This is a genomic window from Rossellomorea sp. SC111, from assembly GCF_024733565.1.
Lineage (GTDB): Bacteria > Bacillota > Bacilli > Bacillales > Bacillaceae_B > Rossellomorea.
In genome coordinates this window covers 34,351-58,607 of sequence record NZ_JANIOC010000022.1, presented here as the reverse complement: position 1 = coordinate 58,607, position 24,257 = coordinate 34,351, and the positions used below count along the sequence as shown (strand labels likewise).

The 24,257-nt window shown below is 41.0% G+C and carries 24 protein-coding genes, 1 tRNA gene and 1 pseudogene; 18 read left to right on the top strand and 8 right to left on the bottom strand.

Annotation, left to right across the window (positions count from 1 at the left end):
• Position 1 precedes the first annotated feature (1 nt).
• The 5 genes from NQ095_RS21030 to tsaD all read left to right on the top strand — a co-directional run bounded on the left by NQ095_RS21030 (position 2) and on the right by tsaD (position 2,861).
• Positions 2–72: transfer RNA gene (locus tag NQ095_RS21030), tRNA-Asp, on the top strand.
• A gap of 167 nt (positions 73–239) precedes the next feature.
• On the top strand, positions 240–695 hold the full coding sequence (gene tsaE / locus NQ095_RS21025) for a tRNA (adenosine(37)-N6)-threonylcarbamoyltransferase complex ATPase subunit type 1 TsaE (protein ID WP_258265326.1): 456 nt from the start codon (positions 240–242) through the stop codon (positions 693–695).
• On the top strand, positions 692–1,390 hold the full coding sequence (tsaB, locus tag NQ095_RS21020; RefSeq protein WP_258265325.1) for a tRNA (adenosine(37)-N6)-threonylcarbamoyltransferase complex dimerization subunit type 1 TsaB: 699 nt from the start codon (positions 692–694) through the stop codon (positions 1,388–1,390). Before tsaE ends, tsaB begins: the two co-directional genes overlap by 4 nt.
• Positions 1,391–1,410: 20 nt before the next feature.
• Positions 1,411–1,848 (top strand): ribosomal protein S18-alanine N-acetyltransferase, encoded by a 438-nt coding sequence (gene rimI, locus NQ095_RS21015; RefSeq protein ID WP_258265324.1) that lies wholly within the window; start codon positions 1,411–1,413, stop codon positions 1,846–1,848.
• The gene (gene tsaD / locus NQ095_RS21010; protein WP_258265323.1) at positions 1,845–2,861 is read left to right on the top strand and encodes a tRNA (adenosine(37)-N6)-threonylcarbamoyltransferase complex transferase subunit TsaD; all 1,017 of its coding nucleotides are present in this window, start codon (positions 1,845–1,847) and stop codon (positions 2,859–2,861) included. Before rimI ends, tsaD begins: the two co-directional genes overlap by 4 nt.
• A 346-nt stretch (positions 2,862–3,207) precedes the next feature.
• Here the strand turns inward: tsaD and NQ095_RS21005 are convergent, their stop codons facing one another.
• Positions 3,208–5,148, bottom strand: a complete 1,941-nt coding sequence (locus NQ095_RS21005) for an ABC-F family ATP-binding cassette domain-containing protein (RefSeq protein ID WP_258265322.1) — start codon at positions 5,146–5,148, stop codon at positions 3,208–3,210.
• 191 nt (positions 5,149–5,339) lie between these two features.
• Between NQ095_RS21005 and NQ095_RS21000 the strand changes: the two genes are divergently transcribed.
• Genes NQ095_RS21000 through tatC form a run of 3 tightly spaced genes read left to right on the top strand, consistent with a single transcriptional unit; the run spans position 5,340 to position 7,031 of the window.
• On the top strand, positions 5,340–6,017 hold the full coding sequence (locus NQ095_RS21000) for a redox-sensing transcriptional repressor Rex (RefSeq protein WP_258265321.1): 678 nt from the start codon (positions 5,340–5,342) through the stop codon (positions 6,015–6,017).
• Between the two features lie 54 nt (positions 6,018–6,071).
• On the top strand, positions 6,072–6,242 hold the full coding sequence (locus tag NQ095_RS20995) for a twin-arginine translocase TatA/TatE family subunit (RefSeq protein WP_044340658.1): 171 nt from the start codon (positions 6,072–6,074) through the stop codon (positions 6,240–6,242).
• Between the two features lie 15 nt (positions 6,243–6,257).
• Positions 6,258–7,031, top strand: a complete 774-nt coding sequence (gene tatC / locus NQ095_RS20990) for a twin-arginine translocase subunit TatC (protein WP_258265320.1) — start codon at positions 6,258–6,260, stop codon at positions 7,029–7,031.
• A 15-nt stretch (positions 7,032–7,046) separates the two neighbouring features.
• On the opposite strand, the gene NQ095_RS20985 is transcribed toward tatC, so the two are convergent.
• Positions 7,047–7,256, bottom strand: a complete 210-nt coding sequence (locus NQ095_RS20985; protein ID WP_258265319.1) for a YdiK family protein — start codon at positions 7,254–7,256, stop codon at positions 7,047–7,049.
• Positions 7,253–7,996, bottom strand: coding sequence for a CPBP family intramembrane glutamic endopeptidase (locus tag NQ095_RS20980; RefSeq protein WP_258265318.1), 744 nt, complete (start codon positions 7,994–7,996; stop codon positions 7,253–7,255). Before NQ095_RS20980 ends, NQ095_RS20985 begins: the two co-directional genes overlap by 4 nt.
• Before the next feature lie 289 nt (positions 7,997–8,285).
• On the opposite strand from NQ095_RS20980, the gene groES reads away from it, so the two are divergent.
• Positions 8,286–8,573, top strand: coding sequence for a co-chaperone GroES (gene groES, locus NQ095_RS20975; RefSeq protein WP_034766060.1), 288 nt, complete (start codon positions 8,286–8,288; stop codon positions 8,571–8,573).
• 54 nt (positions 8,574–8,627) lie between these two features.
• The gene (gene groL / locus NQ095_RS20970; RefSeq protein ID WP_258265317.1) at positions 8,628–10,262 is read left to right on the top strand and encodes a chaperonin GroEL; all 1,635 of its coding nucleotides are present in this window, start codon (positions 8,628–8,630) and stop codon (positions 10,260–10,262) included.
• A 381-nt stretch (positions 10,263–10,643) separates the two neighbouring features.
• On the opposite strand, the gene NQ095_RS20965 is transcribed toward groL, so the two are convergent.
• Positions 10,644–11,906: a benzoate/H(+) symporter BenE family transporter gene (locus NQ095_RS20965; protein WP_258265316.1), complete on the bottom strand. Its 1,263-nt coding sequence runs from the start codon at positions 11,904–11,906 to the stop codon at positions 10,644–10,646.
• A gap of 123 nt (positions 11,907–12,029) precedes the next feature.
• Here NQ095_RS20965 and NQ095_RS20960 point away from each other — a divergent pair, with 123 nt between their 5' ends.
• Together NQ095_RS20960 and NQ095_RS20955 are read left to right on the top strand one after the other, a co-directional pair.
• The gene (locus NQ095_RS20960; RefSeq protein ID WP_258265315.1) at positions 12,030–12,899 is read left to right on the top strand and encodes a LysR family transcriptional regulator; all 870 of its coding nucleotides are present in this window, start codon (positions 12,030–12,032) and stop codon (positions 12,897–12,899) included.
• A 188-nt stretch (positions 12,900–13,087) separates the two neighbouring features.
• Entirely contained in the window at positions 13,088–13,516 is a 429-nt protein-coding gene (locus NQ095_RS20955) for an ASCH domain-containing protein (protein WP_258265314.1), read from the top strand.
• A 246-nt stretch (positions 13,517–13,762) separates the two neighbouring features.
• On the opposite strand, the gene NQ095_RS20950 is transcribed toward NQ095_RS20955, so the two are convergent.
• Positions 13,763–14,791, bottom strand: coding sequence for a zinc-binding alcohol dehydrogenase family protein (locus tag NQ095_RS20950; protein WP_258265313.1), 1,029 nt, complete (start codon positions 14,789–14,791; stop codon positions 13,763–13,765).
• 771 nt (positions 14,792–15,562) lie between these two features.
• Between NQ095_RS20950 and NQ095_RS20945 the strand changes: the two genes are divergently transcribed.
• The 6 genes and pseudogenes from NQ095_RS20945 (at position 15,563) to NQ095_RS20920 (ending at position 20,462) form a co-directional block, all read left to right on the top strand.
• Entirely contained in the window at positions 15,563–15,904 is a 342-nt protein-coding gene (locus tag NQ095_RS20945) for an ArsR/SmtB family transcription factor (RefSeq protein WP_375162869.1), read from the top strand.
• A 558-nt stretch (positions 15,905–16,462) separates the two neighbouring features.
• Positions 16,463–17,485, top strand: coding sequence for an LLM class flavin-dependent oxidoreductase (locus NQ095_RS20940; RefSeq protein ID WP_258265312.1), 1,023 nt, complete (start codon positions 16,463–16,465; stop codon positions 17,483–17,485).
• Between the two features lie 144 nt (positions 17,486–17,629).
• Positions 17,630–17,929: an iron-sulfur cluster assembly accessory protein gene (locus NQ095_RS20935; protein ID WP_258265311.1), complete on the top strand. Its 300-nt coding sequence runs from the start codon at positions 17,630–17,632 to the stop codon at positions 17,927–17,929.
• A gap of 146 nt (positions 17,930–18,075) precedes the next feature.
• Positions 18,076–18,587 (top strand): annotated as a pseudogene (locus tag NQ095_RS20930) (type 1 glutamine amidotransferase domain-containing protein).
• Between the two features lie 43 nt (positions 18,588–18,630).
• The gene (locus NQ095_RS20925; RefSeq protein ID WP_258265310.1) at positions 18,631–19,389 is read left to right on the top strand and encodes an SDR family oxidoreductase; all 759 of its coding nucleotides are present in this window, start codon (positions 18,631–18,633) and stop codon (positions 19,387–19,389) included.
• A 173-nt stretch (positions 19,390–19,562) separates the two neighbouring features.
• The gene (locus NQ095_RS20920; protein WP_258265309.1) at positions 19,563–20,462 is read left to right on the top strand and encodes an aldo/keto reductase; all 900 of its coding nucleotides are present in this window, start codon (positions 19,563–19,565) and stop codon (positions 20,460–20,462) included.
• Between the two features lie 288 nt (positions 20,463–20,750).
• Here NQ095_RS20920 and NQ095_RS20915 read toward each other — a convergent pair whose 3' ends face one another.
• The 3 genes from NQ095_RS20915 to NQ095_RS20905 form a co-directional block, all read right to left on the bottom strand.
• Complete coding sequence (locus tag NQ095_RS20915) at positions 20,751–21,848, bottom strand: major royal jelly family protein (RefSeq protein WP_258265327.1); 1,098 nt, start codon at positions 21,846–21,848, stop codon at positions 20,751–20,753.
• A 188-nt stretch (positions 21,849–22,036) separates the two neighbouring features.
• Complete coding sequence (locus NQ095_RS20910; RefSeq protein WP_258265308.1) at positions 22,037–23,140, bottom strand: spore germination protein; 1,104 nt, start codon at positions 23,138–23,140, stop codon at positions 22,037–22,039.
• A 27-nt stretch (positions 23,141–23,167) separates the two neighbouring features.
• Positions 23,168–24,244, bottom strand: a complete 1,077-nt coding sequence (locus NQ095_RS20905) for a Ger(x)C family spore germination protein (protein WP_258265307.1) — start codon at positions 24,242–24,244, stop codon at positions 23,168–23,170.
• Between the last annotated feature and the right edge of the window lie 13 nt (positions 24,245–24,257).

Genomic DNA, 24,257 nt, shown 5'->3' with positions numbered 1-24,257 from the left:
GGTAGTTCAGTTGGTTAGAATGCCTGCCTGTCACGCAGGAGGTCGCGGGTTCGAGTCCCGTCCGGACCGCCATTTTTGTTCATTCAAACGAAACATTGTTTCGTTTTTTTTATTGTCTTTTTTCAGAACCTTTACTCTCATACCTTAAAAAGGGTAAACTACATATATACATTCTCCCTTAGGGTAACAAACAATCCTAAGGTTTTTTTATACTCTAAATGATGATTGAGGAGATTAACATGAATCAGTTTGAGATTATGACGAATAGTCCGGAGGAAACAGGCCAATTTGCAGAAGAGCTGGCAGGACTTTTAAAGCATGGGGCTGTGTTAACGCTGGAAGGTGATCTTGGGGCAGGGAAGACAACCTTTACGAAAGGGCTTGCCAAGGGTCTTGGTGTCACTAAAACCGTGAACAGTCCCACTTTTACCATAATTAAAGAATATAAGGGGCGTCTGCCCCTTTATCATATGGATGTATACAGGCTGGAAGATTCCTTTGAAGATTTAGGTTTCGATGAATACTTTGAAGGAGAAGGTGTGACCGTCATTGAGTGGGCTCACTTAATAAAGGATCAGCTACCGAAAGAATTATTAAGTTTATCGATATACCGGGAAGGCGACACCAAGAGAAGGATCGTGTTGACGCCCCATGGAAATCGATATAGTGAATTGTGTAAGGAGATTGTGTCATGACGATATTATCGATAGATACTTCCAATTACCCATTTGGGGTTGCCCTTATCGAAGAGGATAAGGTAATTGGGGAATATATTACGTATATGAAAAAGAACCATTCTGTAAGAGCCATGCCGGCTATCGAACGGTTGTTAAAAGACTGTGGGGTAATGGCAAAGGAGTTAACGAAGATTGTTGTTGCAAATGGTCCCGGTTCCTATACGGGCGTACGAATCGGGGTCACATTGGCCAAGACCCTGGCATGGTCATTAAATATCCCTCTTATCCCTGTGTCCAGCCTTGCCACTCTGGCTTCATCGGGAAGATATTTTTCAGGATATATCGTTCCCATATTCGATGCGAGAAGGGGGCAGGTGTATACGGGGCTATATGAGTTTCAGGAAGATCGATTAGTTTGCGTGGAAGAGGATCGCAACATCATGCTCGATGAATGGGTGACAACGTTAAAAGAGTCAGATAAAGATATATTATTTGTCGGTAATGACGTTTCCATCCATCAGGATATGATTAAGGAAGTACTTGGAGATCAAGCAAGAATCGCCCCTTTTGTCAGCCATAATCCCCGTCCTTCTGAACTGGCTTATATCGGACTGGGTTTAAAAGAAATGAAGGCACATGAGGTGCTTCCTAACTATATACGGATGGCGGAAGCAGAAGTGAAATGGCTGGAGTCCCAAAAAAAATCTGAATAGATGATAAAGGATCGTTTAATATGAACATACGGTTTATGACGGTTGATGATTTAGACGCTGTTATGGATATTGAAAATCAATCTTTTAGCATTCCTTGGAGTCGTGACGCTTTCTTGAATGAAATCGAGCATAACCACCTGTCCACCTACCTCGTTGCAGAAGATGGAGACAAGCTTGCAGGTTACTGCGGCGTGTGGCTGGTCGTGGATGAGGCCCACATCACAAATGTAGCCGTCCTCCCTGATTACCGGGGACGTGGCTTGGGGGAAGGTCTTATGCGTAAGATAATGGGTATAGCGATTGAATTTGGCGCACGCGTGATGACGTTAGAAGTCAGGGTATCGAACACACCGGCACAACATTTATATCGGAAGCTCGGTTTCAAAGACGGCGGGATCCGGAAACGGTACTACTCGGACAATCAAGAGGATGCTTTAGTAATGTGGGTGAATTTATGAGAAAAGATACATTTGTATTGGGAATTGAAACAAGCTGTGATGAGACAGCTGTGGCGATTATAAAAAATGGAACAGAGATTGTGACGAACATTGTTTCGTCTCAAATTGAAAGTCATAAGCGATTCGGTGGAGTGGTCCCAGAAATTGCATCGCGTCACCATGTGGAGCAGGTTACGTATGTACTGGAGGAAGCCCTTGAACAAGCCGGGATGACGATGGAGGATATAGATTGTGTCGCTGTGACGGAGGGACCTGGATTGGTAGGCGCACTATTAATTGGTGTCAACGCGGCGAAGGCTCTGGCTTTTGCCCACGATAAACCGTTGGTGGGGGTCCATCACATTGCAGGGCATATCTATGCGAATCGCTTAGTGAGAGAGATGAGGTTCCCCCTACTTTCCCTGGTTGTTTCCGGAGGACATACGGAGCTTATACTCATGAAAGATCACGGTTCCTTTGAGGTTATCGGAGAAACACGCGATGATGCTGCAGGTGAAGCGTACGACAAGGTAGCCCGGACGTTGGGTCTTCCATATCCAGGAGGGCCGCATATTGACAGGCTGGCACATGTTGGGGAACCGAGTCTTAATCTGCCCCGGGCCTGGCTGGAGGAAGGTTCCTATGATTTCAGCTTCAGTGGTTTGAAGTCAGCGGTTATCAACACGCTTCACAATGCCAAACAAAAAGGAATGACCATTCATCCACAGGATTTGGCTGCAAGCTTTCAAGCAAGTGTCATTGATGTGTTAGTAACTAAAACGGTTAAGGCTGTAAAAGAGTATGGTGTGGAGCAAGTCTTACTTGCTGGCGGAGTGGCAGCCAATAAAGGCTTGCGTGCTGCCCTTCAGGAAGCATTTGGGGGAATCGAAGCGGAGTTGGTCATACCTCCGTTATCCCTTTGCACAGACAACGCAGCTATGATTGCAGCTGCAGGAACGGTTTTGTTCCAACAAGGAAAAAGAGGAAGCATGGATATGAATGCTCATCCAGGACTTGATATCGAGAATTTCTAAAAGGGAAAGCTTGAACGATACTTCGTTCAAGCTTTTTTACTGTGTGTTGATATCCTGTGAATAACGTGCAGAGTTAGGCAGATGACAGAGATGAAAGGAACGAACATACGTTTTATCAACAGGTTGTGGATAAAATGTTAGTAACTACTTATTTAGTGTGTATACATTGTGAAAAAGACCTGCATTACCAATCCTAAATAATGGAAAATTTTGTGGATAACATAAGTTTTTTATGTGGATACTGTGGAAAACTTCTGTGAATAACGTTTTGTAGATGTTTTGACTGTGGATAATAATGTGGAATAAGAAAGGATTGGGGAGTGATAGTTATCCCCAATCCTGTGGATTACTGCTCTTCTTGAAGTAGTTCTTCCAGTTCTGTCCACTCTTCCAATAAAGAATCCAGTTCTTCTTTAGCTTTGGTGAGTGATTCATTAATATCCTGGACTTTCTCGTGATCTTGAAAGATATCAGGATCGCAGAGAAGATCTTCTTTTTCCTGTATGTTTGTTTCGAGTGATTCCATTAAGCCTTCGATTTCTTCGACTCTGCGCTTTCGTTGACGTTCGAGTTTTTTCGCTTCTTTATCAATCTTGTGGGAACGTTTTTGAGTCGGCTCATGTGATTGTTCACCCTGTTCCATGCGTTCAAGTGCCGCAAGTTCCTCCTGCTGTTGTAATTTTTCTACATAATAATCGTAATCGCCAAGATATTCCGTCGATCCTTTTTTGGATAGTTCAACGACTTTTGTGGCAATTCGGTTGATGAAGTACCGGTCGTGTGACACAAAGAGGATCGTTCCGGGATAATCTATCAGGGCATTTTCCAACACTTCTTTGCTGTCCAGATCAAGATGGTTCGTCGGCTCATCCAGGATCAGGACGTTCCCTTTTTCCATCATCAGCTTGGAAAGGGCTAACCTTGCCTTTTCTCCACCGCTGAGTGTGGAAACGGGCTTAAGGACATCCTCCCCTGAAAAGAGGAAGTTGCCGAGGACCGTCCGGATTTCTTTTTCCATCTTCATCGGGTATTCGTCCCACAGTTCATTTAATACTGACTTATTCGAAGACAGTTCGGCTTGTTCTTGATCATAGTAACTGATGGTCACATTCGATCCGAATTTAAATGTACCATCTTGTGGTTGCAGTTTATTGACCAATGTTTTCAAAAGCGTCGATTTCCCGATTCCATTCGGTCCGACCAGGGCGATACTGTCTCCTTTTTTGACAGAGAAATCGATATGGGAGGAAATCGTATCGTTTTTCCCATATCCAATGGAAAGATCCTGGACGTGAAGCACGTCATTCCCGCTTGGTCGGTCGATTTGAAACGCGAAGCTGGCAGATTTCTCATCCCCGAGTGGTCGATCCATCCTATCCATACGCTCCAGTTTCTTTCGCCGGCTCTGTGCCATTTTAGTGGTAGAGGCACGGGCGATATTCCGTTGAATGAAGTCCTCGAGCTTTGCGACTTCCTGCTGCTGACGCTCGAACATTTTGAGGTCTTTCTCATAGTCTTCCGCTTTTTGTTCAAGATATCTGCTGTAGTTCCCCAGGTATTTCTTACTCCGGTTCCGGGAAATTTCATACACCTGATTGACGACGCTGTCTAAGAAGTAGCGGTCATGGGAAACGATCAGGACGGCCCCTTCATAGCTTTGAAGATACGTTTCAAGCCATGATAGGGTTTCGATATCCAAGTGGTTGGTCGGCTCATCAAGGATAAGGATGTCAGGCTTGGTCAGAAGAAGCTTCCCGAGGGCGAGCCGGGTTTTCTGACCACCGCTCAATGTGGATATCTTTGTTTCGTAATCAAAATCGGCAAAGTTCAAACCGTGAAGGACGGAACGGATATCCGCTTCGTACTGATAGCCGCCGGAGTCCTTGAAGTTAACCTGGAGTTGATCGTATTCCTTCAATACCCGTTGGTAGACGTCCTCTTGCTCATATACCGAAGGATCGGCCATCTGCTGCTCCAATAGTCGTAACTTCTTTTCCTGCTGTTTCAACTCTTCAAAGACGGTCAGCATTTCAGACCAGATGGATAGCTCGGATTCGAGACCCGTGTTCTGCGCAAGATACCCGATGGAGACACCTTTTGGCTTTGTGATTTCTCCGGAATCGTAGGAAAGGTGACCTGCAATTATTTTTAGAAGAGTCGACTTCCCTGCACCATTACGACCGACAAGGGCAACTCGATCTCTAGTCTGTATTTCAAGTTTAATATTTGATAGGATATTATCTGCACCAAAGTTTTTCGTTAGTTGATTCACTTGTAATAGAATCATGACGTTTCACCTCTATTTCATAGTGCTAGTGTACCGTATATGAGAGGGGAACGGCAATAAAACACCTATTAATCTTCGTACACTTAGGATAAAATATAGTGTATGATGAGTAGGAGAGTTTAATAAATTCTGGATGCTTCCTATTTTGGAAGCGGTACCAGAGGTTTTGAATAGATGTGGGGGAATACAATATGAACCAGGATACAACAAAAATTCCACAGGCAACGGCCAAGCGCCTTCCGCTATATTATCGATTTATCAAGAATCTGTACTCATCCGGTAAGCAGAGGGTTTCTTCGAAGGAATTAAGTGAAGCGGTGAAAGTTGATTCTGCTACGATCCGCAGGGACTTTTCTTATTTTGGGGCGTTGGGTAAAAAGGGATACGGCTATAATGTCAATTATCTATTGTCCTTCTTCCGTAAGACACTGGATCAGGATGCCCTCACGAAGGTTGTGCTGATCGGGGTGGGGAATCTTGGTACAGCTTTTCTTCATTATAATTTCATCAAGAATAATAATACGAAGATTGAAATGGCTTTCGAGGTGGATGAAAAGAAGGTCGGGACTCAAATCAGTGATGTACCCGTTTTTCATTTAGATGATTTAGAAGAGAAGCTTGTGGGGCATGATATTGAAGTAGCGATCCTGACGGTGCCGGCGTCTTCTGCTCAGAATATCACAGACCGATTGGTTTCTTCGAATATAAAGGGGATACTGAATTTCACCCCTGCAAGATTGACGGTGCCCGACCATATCCGCGTCCATCATATCGATTTGGCGGTGGAACTTCAGTCACTCGTCTACTTCTTGAAGCATTATTCAGAGGATGACACGGAAATGTCACAAGATGGAATCACAACAGAATAGAAAATTCTTCATATTTACGTTATGATAGAAGTGTAAAAGAGGAGGTGTCTCATTATGTTAGGTGCAGGTAGTATCGTACTAATAACCGTTGTGGCTTTACTGATCTTTGGACCGAAGAAATTGCCTGAGTTAGGAAAAGCGGCAGGGAATACATTACGCGAATTCAAGAATGCAACAAAGGGCTTAGCAGATGATGAGGACGATAATAGTAAAAAAGCTAAGTAGGGTAGGATGAACGCCATGAGTCAAAGTCAAAGAGACATGACAGTCTATGAACATATAGGAGAATTGCAAAAACGACTCATGTTTGTAGTCGTTTTCTTCTTGTTAGCGGTCATCGGAAGCTTCTTTCTTGCGGAGCCGTTAATTCGATATTTGCAGCACGCCGATGAGGCGAAACAGTTAACCATGAACGCCTTTCGGATCACAGACCCTCTCAAAATCTATATGGAAATGATCATGTTCATTGCGATCATCATGACATCACCCATTATTCTATTTCAAGTGTGGTCATTCATAAGTCCAGGCTTATATGAAAGAGAAAGGAAGGTAACGCTCAGTTACATACCGATTTCTCTTTTGCTTTTCTTAGGTGGATTGTCGTTTTCATATTTTATTTTGTTTCCGTATGTTGTGAAATTTATGATGGGGTTATCAACCAATTTAAATATCCAGCAAGTGATCGGCATCAATGAATACTTTCATTTCCTGTTTCAAATCACCATCCCATTTGGATTTTTATTTCAGCTCCCGGTCATCATGCTATTCCTGACGCGTTTGGGAATCGTTACGCCGATGCTGTTGGCACAAATGAGGAAAGTCGCATACTTCGTGCTGTTGGTGATTGCGGCATTTATTACACCACCGGATATCGTATCCCACATGATGGTAACGGTTCCTTTACTGCTTTTATACGAAATCAGTATTTGGATCTCCAAGATCGGATACAAAAAGGTGTTAGAAGCAGAGCAGAAGCTTGAAATGGAACAGTACGAGGACATAAATAAGGATTGATCAAATGATCAATCCTTATTTTTTGTTCTTTAGTTGCTTTTTGATTTTGAAATGCAGCATGACCATCCGCAGCCCGGAACCGAAGTCCAGGGTAGCCAGAAAGATGAGCATATACGTGAAAAATCCCCAACCTTCATCATTCTGTACGTTTTGTACAGCAAAGTATGTGAAGAGCACACCGAGAAGGAGATAGATCACTCCCGAGAATAATGGTGATCTCCTCATAGAAATAATCCTCCAATAAATCCTTGAATTTTTTCAGCTTCCTTCATCATTTTATCGATTTCGTCCTTATAGATAGATTGCATTAGAACGACCGTTGTATTCATGGCGACGTGAGCAAATATTGGAACCAGGATCCGCTTCGTTTTCACATAAAGAAAGGCGAAGGTGAATCCCATTGCTGAATACAGGATCACATGCTCAGGTTCGAAATGGGCAAGAGCAAAGATGACCGAACTGATGAGAGCGGCAAAGAAGAAATGCATCTTCTCATACAGGACGCCGAAAATGATTTTCCTGAACACGATTTCTTCTAGTATTGGTCCGATGATGGCTGCGACCAGCATGGATAATGGAACCTTTTCAATGATACCGATGATCATCTGGGTGTTTTCCGATCCCATTTGAATTCCTAACGCATATTCGACTTGTATCGCAACCGATTGAGCGATGAATGCCATGAAAATTCCGAGTACCGCCCAAACAATCGAACGGCCGGCGCCCATGGGAGCACTCCGTTCAAGCCGGGTGCTTGTTTCGCTTTTCCTTAAAATGCCTCCCACAATGAGGAGGGTCAGCGTAAAGCTGATGACGAGCCAATATCCAGGGACAAGGGTACGTACCGTCTCATCGGGTAACCCGAGGACGTCGACACCGATCTTATATAAAAGGGGTACCCCGACAATGCTTGAAAGCTGCATGACGATATAGGCAATTAAAATAAATCCGAAATGTTTTTTCAACGTTTGATCTCCTTTAGCACCTGTAAGATAACGGCCATGTTACTCCTGTACAATTCTACTAAGAAAAGCGGAACTGTTCAAATCTAAGGGTTTCTTTTACCCTGGAATATATGGGGAAAGAAGGGCATAAGATAGGAGGGTGTGAAAAAAAGAGAAATATGACGAAAAAAATTTTAGGCAGGACTCTTGCAAAATGAAAACGAATTAATTAATATAATAGTTGTGTTAGCACTCACAGAGTGCGAGTGCTAATAAATATCATTTACATATTTCAAGGAGGTTGTTTCACTTGTTAAAACCACTAGGTGATCGCGTCGTTATCGAGCTAGTTGAGTCAGAAGAAAAAACAGCAAGCGGTATTGTGCTACCGGATTCCGCAAAGGAAAAGCCACAAGAAGGTAAAGTGATGGCTGTAGGTACTGGTCGCATTCTTGACAACGGTGAGCGCGTTGCTCTTGAGGTAGCTGTCGGCGATCGGATCATTTTCTCTAAATACGCTGGTACAGAAGTGAAATACCAAGGCACAGAATACCTGATCCTTCGTGATAGCGATATTCTGGCTGTAGTTGGCGAATAATCAAACTTCGTATATAAAAATTCATTTATTTAAAATAAGAGGAGGACTTTATCAATGGCTAAAGATATTAAATTCAGCGAAGAAGCACGCCGTTCCATGCTTCGCGGTGTCGATCAATTAGCAAATGCAGTAAAAGTAACTCTTGGACCAAAAGGACGTAACGTGGTACTTGAGAAGAAATTCGGTTCACCACTTATCACAAATGACGGTGTGACCATTGCGAAAGAAATCGAACTTGAAGATGCATTCGAAAACATGGGTGCAAAACTGGTTGCTGAAGTAGCAAGCAAAACAAACGAAATTGCCGGTGACGGTACAACGACTGCAACGGTCCTTGCTCAAGCGATGATCCGTGAAGGTCTTAAAAACGTAACAGCTGGTGCAAATCCTGTCGGCGTACGTAAAGGAATCGAAAAAGCGGTTCAAGCTGCTATCGAAGAATTAAAAGTTATCTCCAAGCCGATCGAAGGCAAAGATTCCATCGCTCAAGTTGCAGCAATCTCAGCGGCTGATGAAGAAGTCGGTCAACTGATTGCAGAAGCAATGGAGCGCGTTGGAAACGACGGTGTCATCACAATCGAAGAATCTAAAGGTTTCACAACAGAACTTGACGTTGTTGAAGGAATGCAGTTCGACCGTGGATATGCATCTCCATACATGGTCACTGATTCTGATAAAATGGAAGCTGTCTTAGAAAATCCATACATCTTAATCACTGACAAGAAAATCGGTAACATTCAGGAAGTCCTTCCTGTCCTTGAGCAAGTTGTACAACAAGGCAAGCCGTTACTAATGGTAGCAGAAGATGTTGAAGGTGAAGCTCTTGCAACACTTGTTGTGAACAAACTTCGCGGAACATTCAACGCGGTAGCCGTTAAAGCTCCTGGCTTCGGTGACCGTCGTAAAGCAATGCTTGAAGACTTAGCGGTCCTTACTGGTGGAGAAGTGATCACAGAAGATCTAGGCTTAGACCTTAAATCTGCAAACATCACTCAACTTGGCCGCGCTGCGAAAGTAGTCGTAACGAAAGAAAACACGACTGTCGTAGAAGGTTCCGGGGATCCAGAAAAAATCGCAGCTCGCGTAAACCAAATCCGTGCTCAATTAGAAGAATCCACTTCTGAATTCGACAAGGAAAAATTACAAGAGCGCCTTGCTAAGCTTGCAGGTGGAGTAGCAGTCGTGAAAGTCGGAGCTGCAACGGAAACTGAGCTTAAAGAGCGTAAACTACGCATCGAAGACGCCCTGAACTCTACTCGTGCAGCAGTGGAAGAAGGTATCGTTTCAGGTGGTGGTACTGCCCTTGTGAATGTATACAACAAAGTAGCATCAATCGAAGCGGATGCAGATGTAGCAACTGGTATCAACATCGTGCTGCGTGCTCTAGAAGAGCCAATCCGCCAGATCGCACACAACGCTGGACTCGAAGGTTCTATCATCGTAGAACGTCTGAAGAAGGAAAAAGTAGGTGTCGGATTCAACGCAGCTACTGGCGAGTGGGTCAACATGATCGAAAAAGGTATCGTAGATCCAACCAAAGTAACTCGTTCTGCACTGCAAAACGCAGCGTCTGTAGCAGCAATGTTCCTGACTACTGAAGCAGTAGTAGCGGACATTCCTGAAGAAGGCGGCGGCATGCCGGATATGTCCGGAATGGGCGGCATGGGTGGAATGGGCGGCATGATGTAATTAGGCTTTAAAACCTTATTAGATCAACGTTTAAAATGATATATTGTTTTTCTTGTCCTCGGGTTTGTCCTCGGTTCTTCAAAAAATGACAATTCGCAGCAAAAGAAAAGCTAACTATAGGAGAAGGTCTTTCATCAGTGTGCTAAAACTGTTGGGAGGCCTTTTCTTCCATATAGGCGGCCATATGAGCATAGATATTCATTGTAGAATTAATATCCGTATGTCCTAGCCGCAGTTTAGGATTAATAGTGGTGAACCCGTACCATGAGTAAATGAGGATTTTATTCTGTACAAAGAAATAAAGGGACACTTAGACCTCACTATGTCTAGGTGTCCCTTTATTGTGTCCTGAGATGTATTTCGAGGTCTATAAAAATGCTGTTAAGAAATTTTTTCCTTTAATAGGGCCTCATTCAAGTTAGTTTCATTGTTAGAGTCACTTGGTTCTGATTTATAAAAATCTTGTTTATCCAAGAATATTGTGGCCAATGTACCCCCAACCAGACCCCAGAATGGCGCTCCGATTTGGAGAATAGAGATTCCGGAGATTGTGATTATAAAGGAAAAGAGGGCGCCTGATTTAAATGGACCAGAGAAACTCATTTTCAAAGAGTCAACCAGTACACTAATCATGGCGACTCCACCTAGTAATTGAATTAATGAGGCAGGAATGACGTGTGGAATTTGCGAAGCCATTGGAGAAAATAGAGCTAATAGACAGGATAATACTCCTAATACAATGGCAGCGACATACCTATGTTCATGTTTGCCTGATTCTTTATTAACAAGTAAGCCCGTCATGGGACCTGCAATACAGGCTGGGTGGCCCCCAAAAAAAGCATTTATAATGGTACCGATTCCGCTCCAATTGGTCATGGCATTGATTGGTGGACGATAGCCATGCGTCTCTAACATAGCAATCCCTTGTGCATTTTGAATGGCAATAACCGTTAAGAGTAATGGAATGACAAGTTCCCCTACAACGGAAAAACTAAACGATGGGATAATAAATTGGGGAATGCCCATTGTTATATGGAGAGGCTGTGCAGAAACGTTCGGCAAAAATTTGAGACAAAGAATTGCTGCAATGACCGCCCCTAATATAGGAGGAAACTTCTTTGAAAATCGTAAGAAAAAAGAAAGAGCAAAAAAGACAAGTAACGGGATTCCGTTGAGTAACGGATTTTTTACTACCGAGCCGATCATTTCAGTTCCGAAAGGGAGTAAGACGCCTGATACCATCCCCATCATAACCGGCATCGGCAAAACCTTCATCAATTTTGTAACAAGGCCAGATAATCCTAAAAGAAAAATAAGGCTCCCGGTTATAATATAGGCACCAACCACTTGGTTGAAAGAATAATGGGTTAAGCTTGAGCCGACAAGAATGGCTCCTGGTATTGAAAAGGCATAGCCTATGGGCTGCCCATAATATAAGGAGACAATGAGCGTTAGGAGTCCCCCCATTCCATAAATGGCGAAAATCCATGAGCTGGTTATGCTTCCCGACAAATGACCTTTCTCAGCAGCTTGCAAAACAATTAATAATGGTCCTGCTGAACCAAAAAGCCAGGCCACAAATCCATTTGATATATTCCCAACAGATAAAAGCTTTGGAAATTGTATGATATTTTTCTTGAACAACAAAGTCACACTCCTTAAAACATATGAATTACACTACATCTTAGTGTATACTCAACTTATCGATACTTAAAATATCCGTTTTATCTTTTAACTATATCTTTTTGGTATGATGGAGGTTTCATCTTGGATATTCGACAGTTAAAATACTTTGTCACTATAGCAGAAGAAGGTAAGATCACGACCGCTGCAAAGAAATTAAATATGGCTCAACCCCCTTTGAGCAGACAACTCAAACAAATGGAAGAAGAGCTAGGCGTCGTTTTATTTGATCGAGATAACAAAAGTCTTAATTTAACCTTGGAGGGGGAAAGATTACTACTTCGAGCAAAAGAACTTTTAAATAAACTTGATGAAACAATGGTTGAAGTTCAAGAATTGAGGAAAGACGCCAGTGGGATATTATCTGTGGGATCGAATCTTTATTGTGCATCTTTAATTCTTTCTAAGGTGGTAGATATTCGTGAGAACAACCCTGGACTTACTTTCAAAGTATGGGAAGGGGAAACGATCCATCTCATAAAAATGTTATCAAAACGCCAGATTGAGATTGCAATAACAAATAGTCCAATAACAGAAAAAAGTATCTCTCAAATGCCCTTGGAAAGTGATCCATATGTGCTTGTTTTGCCTGAAAAATGGACGTGGACTGGATCAGCACAATGCAGGTTAGAGGAAATTATCGATTTGCCATTGATTCTTCTGCGGCCAAACTATGGTTTAGGTGCGTATGGACAAATTGTCAATGAATTTCAACGGTTAGATTTAGAGCCAAATATACTGTGCGAATGTCAGGATTTAATAATGTTACTTGGTCTCGTTTCATCGGGGTTTGGTGCGACGATCTTACCGCTCTCGTTATTATCCCTCCATTCATTGGGAGGATTGAGAGTCATTCAGCTAAAGGATCAGACCTTAATATCTGAACCCAAAGTAATTTGGAGGAAGAATAGTTACTTATCAAAAGCAGCAAAAGAATTTTTAAAACTTTTTTAGACACCAAAATTATTTACTTAAAAGTAAAAGAGTTCAACGATGAAAAATGGAAAATAAAACAAGTAAATCTTTGTGTTTATGAAATATAATTCTGGTTTCCGAATTCCAATTAAACCTTTTTGCTAATAATATTCTTCTCTATGGACACGATAAGAGAAACGAAACTTTATAGATTGGTGGCCGTGAGAATGAAGGTATTATCTATGATTCAGCCTTGGGCAAGTCTTTTTGTCCTACGAGAGAATGAATTTGAAACAAGGTCATGGAAAACAGACTATCGCGGACCGCTTGCCATTCATACAAGTAAAAAAATAGATAAGGATGTCTGCAGGCATGTGGCCATCCGTTCGCTGCTCGGTAAGCATGGATATACAGAAGAGACCCTTCCGACCGGAATGATCATTGCTGTAGGCAGGCTTGAAAATTGTCTGAAAATAACTGAAAAAAATCAGGCCTCAGCAGTCCTGGAAAATGGACAAATCGTATCAGGAAATGATTATTTTTTAGGAGACTTTAATGTGGGAGGATATGCGTGGGAGGTTCAAGACATAAAGATCTTGAATGAACGTATCCCAGCAAAAGGCCAGCTTGGACTATGGGAAACTGATTTATTATGAAAGGCGATGGAGGTAAACAGGATTTCACTTGTACATAGGAATTACAAACCATGAACATCTTAAAACACCACTTCTCTTTTTAATACAATAAAAAACCTCATTTAGATTCGTTCCGGTAAACCATATCTTAAGTAAAGGAAAGTTTCTTTGTGTAATTAAAGCCGTCTGCGATCAGCAGCCGGCTTTATATTTATATCTAATTGCAATTATCGGATCACCAATTTATCGCTCTCTGTAAACAGGTTTTTAAACAAAACCATCCAGGACAATTTTACCAATCGCCCTGTTGCTCTCCAAAAATTTGTGGGCTTGACGGAGATTTTCTGCTGAGATCGGTCCAAGGACTTCGGCCAGTGTTGTCTTTAATTTTTGATGGTCCACAGCATCAGCAATATGGTTAAGCAATAGGTGCTGCTCAATCATATCATCTGTTTCGTAAACAGGGCGAGTAAACATAAACTCCCACACGAAGGTGACGCTTTTTTGCTTAAGCAATTTGAGGTCAAGCGGAGATGCTGGATCATCAATTGCGCACACAACTCCTTGCGGAGAAATAGCTTCGCTAATACCGGCCCAGTGTTTTTCCAAAGCATTCAGGCAAAAAATGTACGGAACGTTTGTAAATCCAATTGCTTGAAGTTGTGGAAGGAGCGGGTCATGGTGATTAATGGTATAGTCCGCGCCCATTGATTTAACCCAGCTAACAGTTTCCGATCGGGAAGCAGTCCCGATTACAGTAAGCCCCGCTTGTTTTGCAAGCTGAGTGGCAATGGAACCTACACCCCCGGCTGCACCAATGATCAACAGTGCCTTTCCTTGGTTAGGGCCCGGATCTTGGGGAATAGCCATTCGGGTAAATAACGCTTCCCAAGCTGTAATGGAGGTTAGGGGAAGAGCTGCGGCTTCCACAAAACTTAAGGAAACAGGTTTGCGCCCAACGATTCGTTCATCGACCAGATGGTATTCACTGTTTCCGCCTTGTCGTGCAATACTGCCAGCATAAAAAACTTCATCTCCCGGACGAAATAATGAACAGTCCGGTCCTGTCTCTTCGACGACTCCTGCTACATCCCAACCTAGAATCTTAGGAACTTCCTCAACTTTTTCCTTAGGAGCTCGTACCTTTGTATCAACAGGATTGACCGAAATGGCCGCAACTTTGACCAAAATGTCACGACCCGTTGCTTTTGGTTTTTCTACAACTACGTCCACCAGGCTTTGGGGATTTTCAATTGGAAGGTAACGAGTTAATCCTACCGCCTTCATAGTATTCATGATGAACCACATCCTTTCCTTATCAGTATACCCGTTATTAGTAATAGCTTAAAATAATTACTATTAGCCCTATAGTTTCTAAGCATCAGTGAAATTTATCAAAAATGATTAATAAAATGGATTAAAAATGTCTTGGTTTAGTCGAGTTGCACCATTCGAACATTTTAATTTTTAATGGTGGGTAGAAAAAAGCACCTTCCTTTCAGTTAAGTGAAGGTGCTTGTTTTCTAATAGGTTTTGTAAAGCAACATTGTAAATATTAGCTTATGCTTATTTGTTTAATTCCGAAATATCTTTTTCTTTTTATGACTTCTGCTATCCGAGGTCCAAGCGGCATCAAAGGAAGAGGCAGGTTGTATAAAGTATGACTTATATTATTTTCAGCTTATAGACTTCTCTATTTGATACAAGGTATGCAATATTGTTTCTGTATTCCTGATAATGAGCCGACTGAATATGTTATTCCAGCACTTCCTCATCCTTCCATACTTCATATAAAACGAAAGTTTGGTCTTCAGATTGGTTGGAATAAGTTCAAAGATAGAGTGGGGGAACAGTCGAATAAACCTGTCATTTGCAGGGTTTTTAATGGTCTTTTTTAAGATGGGAGTTTTTTCGCCGTATCTCCTTCGAAGCAGATCATTTGATTTGGAAGGACCAGATGGCTAATATATTAATATCGGGAATTACCGATTTGGCATGATGCTTTCAGATCATCTATCCAGCTTCCATTGGGATAGTGATAATCGATATAGAAAGAGGCAGATGACATTGAAACAGGAATTGGAACGCTTAACTGATGAACAAGCCGTTGAAATTTTTAAGGCATTGTCGAACCAGACGAGGGTGGGCATTCTTCAAATGTTAAAAGATCCCGGCAGTCATTTTTCACCGCAAGCCCATATTATTGCGGATGAAGGATTTGAAGGCGGGGTTTGCGTAGGGGATATCCGAAGCAAGGCGGGGATTTCGCAATCCACTACTTCACAGTATTTATCGATTCTGCTGCAAAGCGGACTTGTTGAAATAAAGCGAATCGGACAATGGACGTATTATCGCCGTAATGAGAAGACGATTAAAAAGTTCGAAAAATACATTGGTACAAAAATTTAAGGGAAATTGAAGTGAGTTTATTACAGCATCGAGCATATAACAGGTTGTACCAAAAGGATAAAATGAGTAGGCGTCATCGATGGAACGGATTTGAGAATGATCCCCAAGCATTTTTCTTCGATTCCGACCATGGTGACAGGGTTTAGCAATCAATTGAATGGATCGCCAAGAATGGGGACGGCTGGATCCATTACCCGAGGATTATCCCACAACAAACTCATTTGATTAACGACTATCGCGAGTTGTCGGAAATTCACACCCCAGGAGTGATTAAGCCTTTCACTCAAACTTTATATATCGATTTATCGGAAAATCCCGATGCGTTTCTTGTTCCGATTCCTATAGGATTTCATGTAGGGCGTAAACAGTTATTAGAAATTTAATATCAATTTCATTCCATTGGTGTCAATCACCTGGCATTTGTATTGTATTTTTCAAAGCGCCTCCCGAGGAACATACAGGAGCTTGGAGAGTTTGTGCGTCCTTACTTTCCGACTCATGAAATTCCAGTATGTGATTAGTTTTAATTAAAATTTGATAAGGGAAGAAGATGAACGTATGTCTAAACATGCAATTAAACTAAATGAAATTCCATTCTCAGTGCTGGATCTTGCACCGATAACAGCCGGAAGTACTCCTGCTGATTCTTTCCGCCATACATTGGAACTCGCACAGCATGCTGAAAAACTTGGTTACAACCGTTTTTGGCTTGCTGAACATCATAATATGCCGTTCATCGCCAGTTCCGCCACTTCGGTGGTGATGTCCCATGTGGCAGCCGGTACATCAAAAATCCGGATTGGTTCAGGAGGAATCATGCTGCCGAATCACGCTCCGCTCGTCATCGCTGAGCAGTTTGGCACTCTTGAATCTTTATATCCTGGGCGAATTGACCTTGGTCTGGGGCGGGCACCCGGTACAGATCAGGGGACCGCTCGTGCATTGAGACGCGACTTGGGAAGGACCGGAGAAGACTTTCCTGAGCAATTAGCGGAACTCCGCGGTTACTTTGATCCATCCTTGGCCCAAGGAAACCCTATAAAAGCGATTCCAGGTGAAGGTTTGAATATTCCAATCTGGCTGCTGGGTTCAAGCGGTTTCAGTGCGCAGCTTGCAGGAGAACTGGGTTTGCCATTCGCGTTTGCAGCACATTTCTCGCCACATAACACTCTGGGGGCTCTACAGATCTATCGCAAGGCGTTTAAGCCTTCGAATGTACTCGATAAGCCGTATGCGATGGTGGCATTGAATATCATTGCAGCAGAAACGGATAAAGAGGCAAAGCACCTTTTCACAACCTTGCAGCAGCAATTTTTGAATCTGATGAGCAACAACCTTACACCGCTTCAACCACCAGTAGATGACATAAGCGAAGTGGCAAGCAGCTACCAAATAAATGCTCTTCAGCAGCAATTAGGCTCATCGATCATTGGCAGCCAGCAGACGGTGAAGGAAAAGCTGAAGACATTTGTGGAGGAAAGCCAGGCTGATGAAATCATGGCCATTGCCCAAGTTTACGACCACAAAGCTCGCCTGCATTCATACGAGCTTCTGGCAGAAATTACAAGAAGCGAAAGGTGAAAAGGAGAACATCAGCGAGGAAACCTTCTTTGATGATTTTTTTAAGGCATTGAATAAGGATAAAACCGTCAGACCAGGTTATAAGGTTGTTTACCGGATTCCTTAATTAAAATGATAATAGTCGTTAGAATAGGAGACAATGAAATGAACTGCAAAATTAACCGAAATGCTGCTAAAGTGCTTAAACAAATGTTGGAAAGTGAAGAAGCTGAAGGGAAAATGGTTCGTGTCTACGTTACACTAGAGCATGGGGACCATGCCCATTATGATGTAAAACTTGATAGGCCAACGAACCATGATGAAATTGTGAAAACAGACAAAGGCATTGATGTTTTACTTGATAAAAGGGAACCGTTTTTAGATGGGGTTTGGATCAAGTATTTCTATGTGCCGCAAGCAGGATTTGAAATCACGAATTCATCCACAATACATCACCATCATTAAACGCGTGACAGAGCGATACTAATTGTTTTTATACTCCCATATATCTAGCAGTAACAAATACTAAGCACGGTAGATTACTTGTATTTATTGTGTTAAATGAGAATAATACCAACGATGCTTATACAAATTCAAGGGGGCTTATCATTATGAGCAAAAAAATCGCTACACTAATAACAGATTTATTTGAAGATGTAGAATTCACAGAACCAGCAGAAGCATTTAAAGATGCTGGTCATCAAGTGATCACAATCGACATACAGGCTGGAAAAGATATTACTGGTAAAAAAGGTGAAACAGTAAAAATAGATAAAGGAATTGGGGAAGTTAATCCTCAAGACTTTGATGCTTTACTAATCCCTGGCGGCTTCTCTCCTGATTTATTACGTGAAGATGACCGTTTTGGTGAATTCGCAAAAACATTTATACAAGAAGGTAAACCTGTTTTTGCCATTTGCCATGGCCCACAAGTATTAATTGATACGACCTATTAAAAGACGTCGATATAACAGGTTTCAAATCAATAAGGAACGATCTCAAAAATGCAGGTGCTAACTACAAAGATGAAGAAGTTGTGGTAAGCAATAATATTGTAACAAGCCGCTTTCCGGATGACATTCCTGCCTTTAATCGTGAATCCTTAAAATTATTAGCTGAATAATAGGTACTGAATAGTATCGTATTAGAAATAAATTTCCCAATGAATGATCAATACAAAAATGGTTTTAAGAAGGAAGGGTTTTACTATGTCATTAAATGGTAAACGAGTAGTTGTTTTGGGAGGCACTTCTGGTATTGGTTTAGCAACTGCTAAAGCGTTTCTAGATCAGTCTGCTCAAGTGATCATTGCCAGCCGTTCTGTTTCCAAATTAAATGAAGCAAAACAAGTTCTTCGTGGCAGTGTAGAAGCAATTGAAATTGATTTTCGAAGCGAAGAAAAAGTAGCAGAATTTTTCAGTAAGGTTGGAAAATTTGACCACCTTGTGGTAACAGCAGGTGAAGGCGCGATGGGGCACTTTAGCGAACTGCCTGTGGCAAGTGCTAAAGAGGCGTTTGATAGTAAGTTCTGGGGGCAATATATTACTGTCCGATCAGCACTTCCATATTTAAACAATGAGAGTTCAATCACCTTAACCTCTGGTGTATATGGCGTTCGTCCTCCTCAAGGCGCTACTACGTTAGCGGCAATCAATTCAGCCATTGAAGGATTGGTTCGAGGACTTTCCGTAGACCTAGCGCCTGTTAGGGTAAACGTGGTTTCACCTGGAATTGTAGACACTCCAATCTATGCTGGAATGTCAGATGATCAGAGGCAGGCACTGTTCAACGGCATTGCACAACAGCTCCCTGTTGGACGGATTGCAAATCCGGAAGACATAGCTGAAACCTATGTATATCTTGCTAAAAATGGTTTTACTACTGGGACGGCTGTTCTTATTGATGGTGGAGCTCACTTAGTATAATGCTAAATGGATGTTGAACCGAAGCTTACCACCCTACCAAGCAGCAGTTCTAACTCAAATAGAAATAAGGTAAGAATAGAGTAATTTACTAGTGGCAATACTGCAAAAGAGTATTGCCACCTTTTTTGTTCAATCAGTACATAAAAAAATCCAAAAGGAAGTGTTGATTTTCAATGAGTGTACAGGACGAAAATAAATTAACAAAAATAAAAAATTCCCTTGAAAGTCGTGTAGTTACATTGCCAGATGGAACTTCTCTACCAAAAATAGGACAAGGAACTTGGTACATGGGAGAAAAACCTCAAATGAGGGAAAGGGAAATCAAAGCTTTACAACTCGGAATAGAATTAGGAATGAAACTAATAGATACGGCGGAAATGTATGGAGATGGCGATTCTGAACACTTAGTAGGTGAAGCAATTAAAGGGCGTAGAGATGACGTCTTTTTAGTATCAAAGGTGTATCCTCATCATGCAGGATTAGACATGATTGCCAAAGCGTGTGAAAACAGTCTGAAAAGGCTGGCAACCGATCATCTTGATTTGTACCTTTTACACTGGCGAGGACGTGTGCCATTAGCAGAAACCATTGAAGGAATGGAAAAGCTACGCAAGGAAGGAAAAATAGTAAGGTGGGGAGTTTCCAATTTTGATACCGATGATATGAAAGAGTTATGGAACACTACTAACGGAAAAAATTGTATGACTAATCAAGTTTTATATCATCTTGGTTCAAGGGGTATAGATTATGATCTCTTACCATGGCAGCGAGATCATCACATTCCTATTATGGCATATAGCCCGCTAGCTCAAGGAGGTTCATTAAGAAGACAATTGTTAACGGATCCAGCCATTAATGAGATTGCAGAAAAATACGCTGCACAACCCTTACAAATCGCTCTCGCTTGGACAATCCGTTCCAACGATTGTCTAGCTATTCCAAAAGCTGTTCAAGAAGAACATGTACTAGCAAATGCGAAAGCTACTATCATTGAATTAACAAAAGAGGATTTAAATAGACTTGATGAGGTATTTCCGCAGCCGACTAGAAAAATGCCTTTGGACATTATATAGAAATTTTAGAGGATTGACAAAGAGAGAGGGGATTGGATGTGTATGCTTAACAGAGGTGTTGAAAGAGTTATTCCAATTGCAGCTAAAAGTGGAAACTCACCTAATCTATAGAATATTTTTAGGAACAGTTTAACATTGATCAATAAAACTGTTCCTAAAAACCATTTTTTTGAAATGGTCGGAAATATATGAGTTTTAAGATTGAAGGTAGACTCGTCAGCTAATTCCCGGATAAAAACCGATTAAACCTCACCTGGTGTAATGTATAAATTATTCAACTATTTTTTATTACGAAAAGGTAGAGGCAGGGAATTCATCAATTTTCATACGAAGTAAACTATAAGGTTTCTGGCGCAGGTCTTTTCCATAATGAAACCTTGCCTGCCGATGTAATTGGTTCACAATGACATATAAGTATTGATCCGGCCCAATTGAAAAAGTATCTGGCCATAAAATTCTCGGATCGTGAGCGATGGTTTCCATTAGGCCATTCGGCAATATCCTTCGAATACTGTTGTTTTCATAGTCTCCGGCATAAATGGTACCCTTTGCACCAGTGATCATTCCATCAGACGCACCTTTTTCTCCCCAGTACTCGACCCGATAAGGTAAATCGGTGTCCGGTATCGTTCGGTCTCTTAGAGCTTCTGTTGAGATTGAATACAAATGCCGACTGGTAAGTGGACAATAATATAAGATCTTTCCATCGGGAGAAATCGCTATACCATCAGACGCCAATCTGAATGGAGATGTTGAGCCATCCTTGTTTCGGTTCATCAAAATTTCACCTTCTACTTTCGGTAGAAAATAAGGGTCGGGTGAAGTTGAATTTGCTCCATTTAGCCGTCTGAACGCGTTTCCATTTTCTAGATTCACAACGATAATAGCTCCTGGTCCTTTGGAAGATGAATCTGTTATATAGGCATAACCCGCTTTTCCGACTCGAAAATCAAATCGGACATCATTCAGATAAGTTGTTGGCAGGACAACATCTTCTGTAAAGGTATATACTTTTCTTATTGTATTGGTCTTTAAATCCACAGCGACTAATTTTGCCCCTCCTTTAATAGGTTCAGAAAAATTCGGTGCGGCTGTATCTAATACCCAAAGTGTTCCCCTTCCATCCGCAACTACACTTTGGACACTAATGAAAGACATTGTGATATTACCTTGGCTCCCCAAATTGGCTTCTAAACTGGGATAAGGCTGCAAAGTATCCCCAACAATTTCCGCCACTGTGAATTTAACGTCGTCTCCCCATTTCGGAAAGCAAATGAAAATACGACCGGTTTCTGATACACTAACGCCTGTGGGCATAGCCCCATAAAATGCATAGACTAGTTCTAACTTACCGAAATATTTTTCCATAGGTAACATAGGTTTAATGATCTCCTCCTCAAAAATTTCGCACGGGGATATCACCTATATATGATTTAAATTTTTTTTAGTTCCTGGTTCTTAATTGTCTAAAAAAATTGCACATCATCCAAACAGACGTATGTACGTCGTTATTGCCTAAAAGCGGTTAGCAAAAATGGACTCAAAGCATTCCCGAATGATGGACGTAAGACCTTTTATGACTTATCAAGATCTTTCGTCATTTTATGTTTTGCTTGAATAACCAGGAAGAGAAAAGGAATATAAACATATAAAAGAGAGAAACCAATCTTTGAACAAATATCCTGTATTCGTTCTATTTGTACAACGTCCTCTAAAAGATTGGAAAAAAGTAAAAACAAAAGCAGAAAAATAAACAAGATTGTCCGTTGTCTGATATTTATCAACTTTTTAACCCCGCGGCAGGCTGCCCATAATTTAACACTGATATTGGGCAAAACCAAAAGAAACCAAAAAGAAACCGTTATATATTCGAACCTTTCAATTATGGGAATCTCTGCTATTTTCATCAGTGTGAGGGAAGGCCATATGGTATGTTTAAGATGTGCCTCACTAAAGTACAAAAATGTTAGGATTGTAACATAAAGATAGAGCATGATTGTAAACAAAAGTCCAAAATGAGCCCATTTTTGTGATTTTTCAGGATTCTTTAGAAAAGGATAAAACATGAATAAGGTTTCAACACCAAGAAATTGAAAAACCATCATTTTGGACGACCCTACTATTTCCACTAAAGAATGATTAAAAATCGGTAGTAAATGATTAATTTCCGCAAATTCCAAGGCAAATGAACTAATAGGGGTCAAAATCATAAAAGGGATAATTGTTCCCCAGAAACATATTCCGGTAATGACACGAAATCCACCTGAAACAATATAGTATAGCAAGATTAGAAATATGAAGCTGATCTGCCATGTCTTCATTAGTGGAAACATCCAAACTTGTACCACTTCAATATAGACACGGAAAACAATCAGAGCTAATACAAAAAAGTAAAGGATGAAACAAATATTAAATAATCCTCCAATCCACCTCCCAAAGCAATATTGGTTGATATACATGACATCATCATTTGCAATTTTAAGTATCCGGTACATCATCCAAAGTAATAAATGAATGCTTAATCCGGTAAGGATTACCGATAACCACGCATCGTAACCAGCATCCTTGGCTATTTCTCTTTGAAAGTTCATAATCCCAATACCTACAATATTAGAATAGATCAGAAAGAAAGCGAAATAAGGAGACACTAAAAAACGTTCATCGATGACAGTTTTCACTTTTGCCCTCCTTAGGAATTGAATATCTTATTCTTCTACACCTGTTTGGATGATTTTTACATTTGTATTGACAGTGGTCTTAAGACCAGGATATGTACTCAAATAACGTTCATAATTCCATCTTCTCGACGAAGCCCTCATCATATCTCCAATTCCGATGGGATCTGTTTCGTACTCTTTAAACAGCGAAATTAACTGTTGGATCTCTTTATTAAAATGTTTCTCCAACATCTTCTCCGTTTTTTCGATGTCTTTATTTTTGGTCAAATGAATCCACTCAGGAACCCTTTTGATCTGAGCTTTCACTGTTAAATCAATTGATATGTTAGGGTTATGATCTATTTGATTTATAGTATAGTTCACATTCGATTCCAATTTTCTCAAATTAATATAACCTTCACTATCTTCTTCTTTAATTTTGGCTTCATATTGCCCATCTGTTGTTCCATCCTTCAATATTTTTAAAAGAAAGGACTGCTTTAAATTAATATGATTGATATACTTACTTTTTTTGAATATAGCTAGTCCATCAATCTTGATTTTGCCATCCTCAATAATGAAATAAGGTAAAACTGGATCCTTCCCTTCACTGTAAAAATCTGTTAAAAATACATGCAGATTCATTTTTGGCAAACTTCCATGCATAATATTTTGATTAATCTTATCGTATAAGTGAGAGGGAACTTTTTCGTTTACACTTAATTGAAGGACGTTTTCTGCCGTTGTTTCGGTGATTCCAAGCTGCATTCTGTTCCCCACTATCGGATCCCTGACCATAAACTGAATAACAGGATCAATTCCTTGTTCAGCGAAATCCTTGCTGAATAATACTGTACGCAATTGTCCTGGATCGATGGGATGCGCTGATTTGGTACTCAAATTTTCTAGAATATAATCAAAAGTATCAGCTTCTGTGTCCAGAGTATGCAATACTGTTTTGCCCTGTTCTTCATAAGTAGGATAAATGACAGTTCCTTTCACCCGATCATCATGAATATCGTATCCAAGCACTTGAATAATTTGAACACGATCAATAATTCTTTGATTGGAACAGCTTGTTAGGAAAACAGTTATACTAACCAAAAAAAGGAAAAATCGTTGCATTTACTTCACCTCG

Bases quoted from the DNA above. Each gene is read 5' to 3' on its own strand.
- tsaE (WP_258265326.1), top strand. From the start codon at position 240: ATGAATCAGTTTGAGATTATGACGAATAGTCCGGAGGAAACAGGCCAA.
- tsaB (WP_258265325.1), top strand. From the start codon at position 692: ATGACGATATTATCGATAGATACTTCCAATTACCCATTTGGGGTTGCC.
- rimI (WP_258265324.1), top strand. From the start codon at position 1,411: ATGAACATACGGTTTATGACGGTTGATGATTTAGACGCTGTTATGGAT.
- tsaD (WP_258265323.1), top strand. From the start codon at position 1,845: ATGAGAAAAGATACATTTGTATTGGGAATTGAAACAAGCTGTGATGAG.
- NQ095_RS21005 (WP_258265322.1), bottom strand. From the start codon at position 5,148: ATGATTCTATTACAAGTGAATCAACTAACGAAAAACTTTGGTGCAGAT.
- NQ095_RS21000 (WP_258265321.1), top strand. From the start codon at position 5,340: ATGAACCAGGATACAACAAAAATTCCACAGGCAACGGCCAAGCGCCTT.
- NQ095_RS20995 (WP_044340658.1), top strand. From the start codon at position 6,072: ATGTTAGGTGCAGGTAGTATCGTACTAATAACCGTTGTGGCTTTACTG.
- tatC (WP_258265320.1), top strand. From the start codon at position 6,258: ATGAGTCAAAGTCAAAGAGACATGACAGTCTATGAACATATAGGAGAA.
- NQ095_RS20985 (WP_258265319.1), bottom strand. From the start codon at position 7,256: ATGAGGAGATCACCATTATTCTCGGGAGTGATCTATCTCCTTCTCGGT.
- groL (WP_258265317.1), top strand. From the start codon at position 8,628: ATGGCTAAAGATATTAAATTCAGCGAAGAAGCACGCCGTTCCATGCTT.
- NQ095_RS20955 (WP_258265314.1), top strand. From the start codon at position 13,088: ATGAAGGTATTATCTATGATTCAGCCTTGGGCAAGTCTTTTTGTCCTA.
- NQ095_RS20950 (WP_258265313.1), bottom strand. From the start codon at position 14,791: ATGAATACTATGAAGGCGGTAGGATTAACTCGTTACCTTCCAATTGAA.
- NQ095_RS20940 (WP_258265312.1), top strand. From the start codon at position 16,463: ATGTCTAAACATGCAATTAAACTAAATGAAATTCCATTCTCAGTGCTG.
- NQ095_RS20935 (WP_258265311.1), top strand. From the start codon at position 17,630: ATGAACTGCAAAATTAACCGAAATGCTGCTAAAGTGCTTAAACAAATG.
- NQ095_RS20925 (WP_258265310.1), top strand. From the start codon at position 18,631: ATGATCAATACAAAAATGGTTTTAAGAAGGAAGGGTTTTACTATGTCA.
- NQ095_RS20920 (WP_258265309.1), top strand. From the start codon at position 19,563: ATGAGTGTACAGGACGAAAATAAATTAACAAAAATAAAAAATTCCCTT.
- NQ095_RS20905 (WP_258265307.1), bottom strand. From the start codon at position 24,244: ATGCAACGATTTTTCCTTTTTTTGGTTAGTATAACTGTTTTCCTAACA.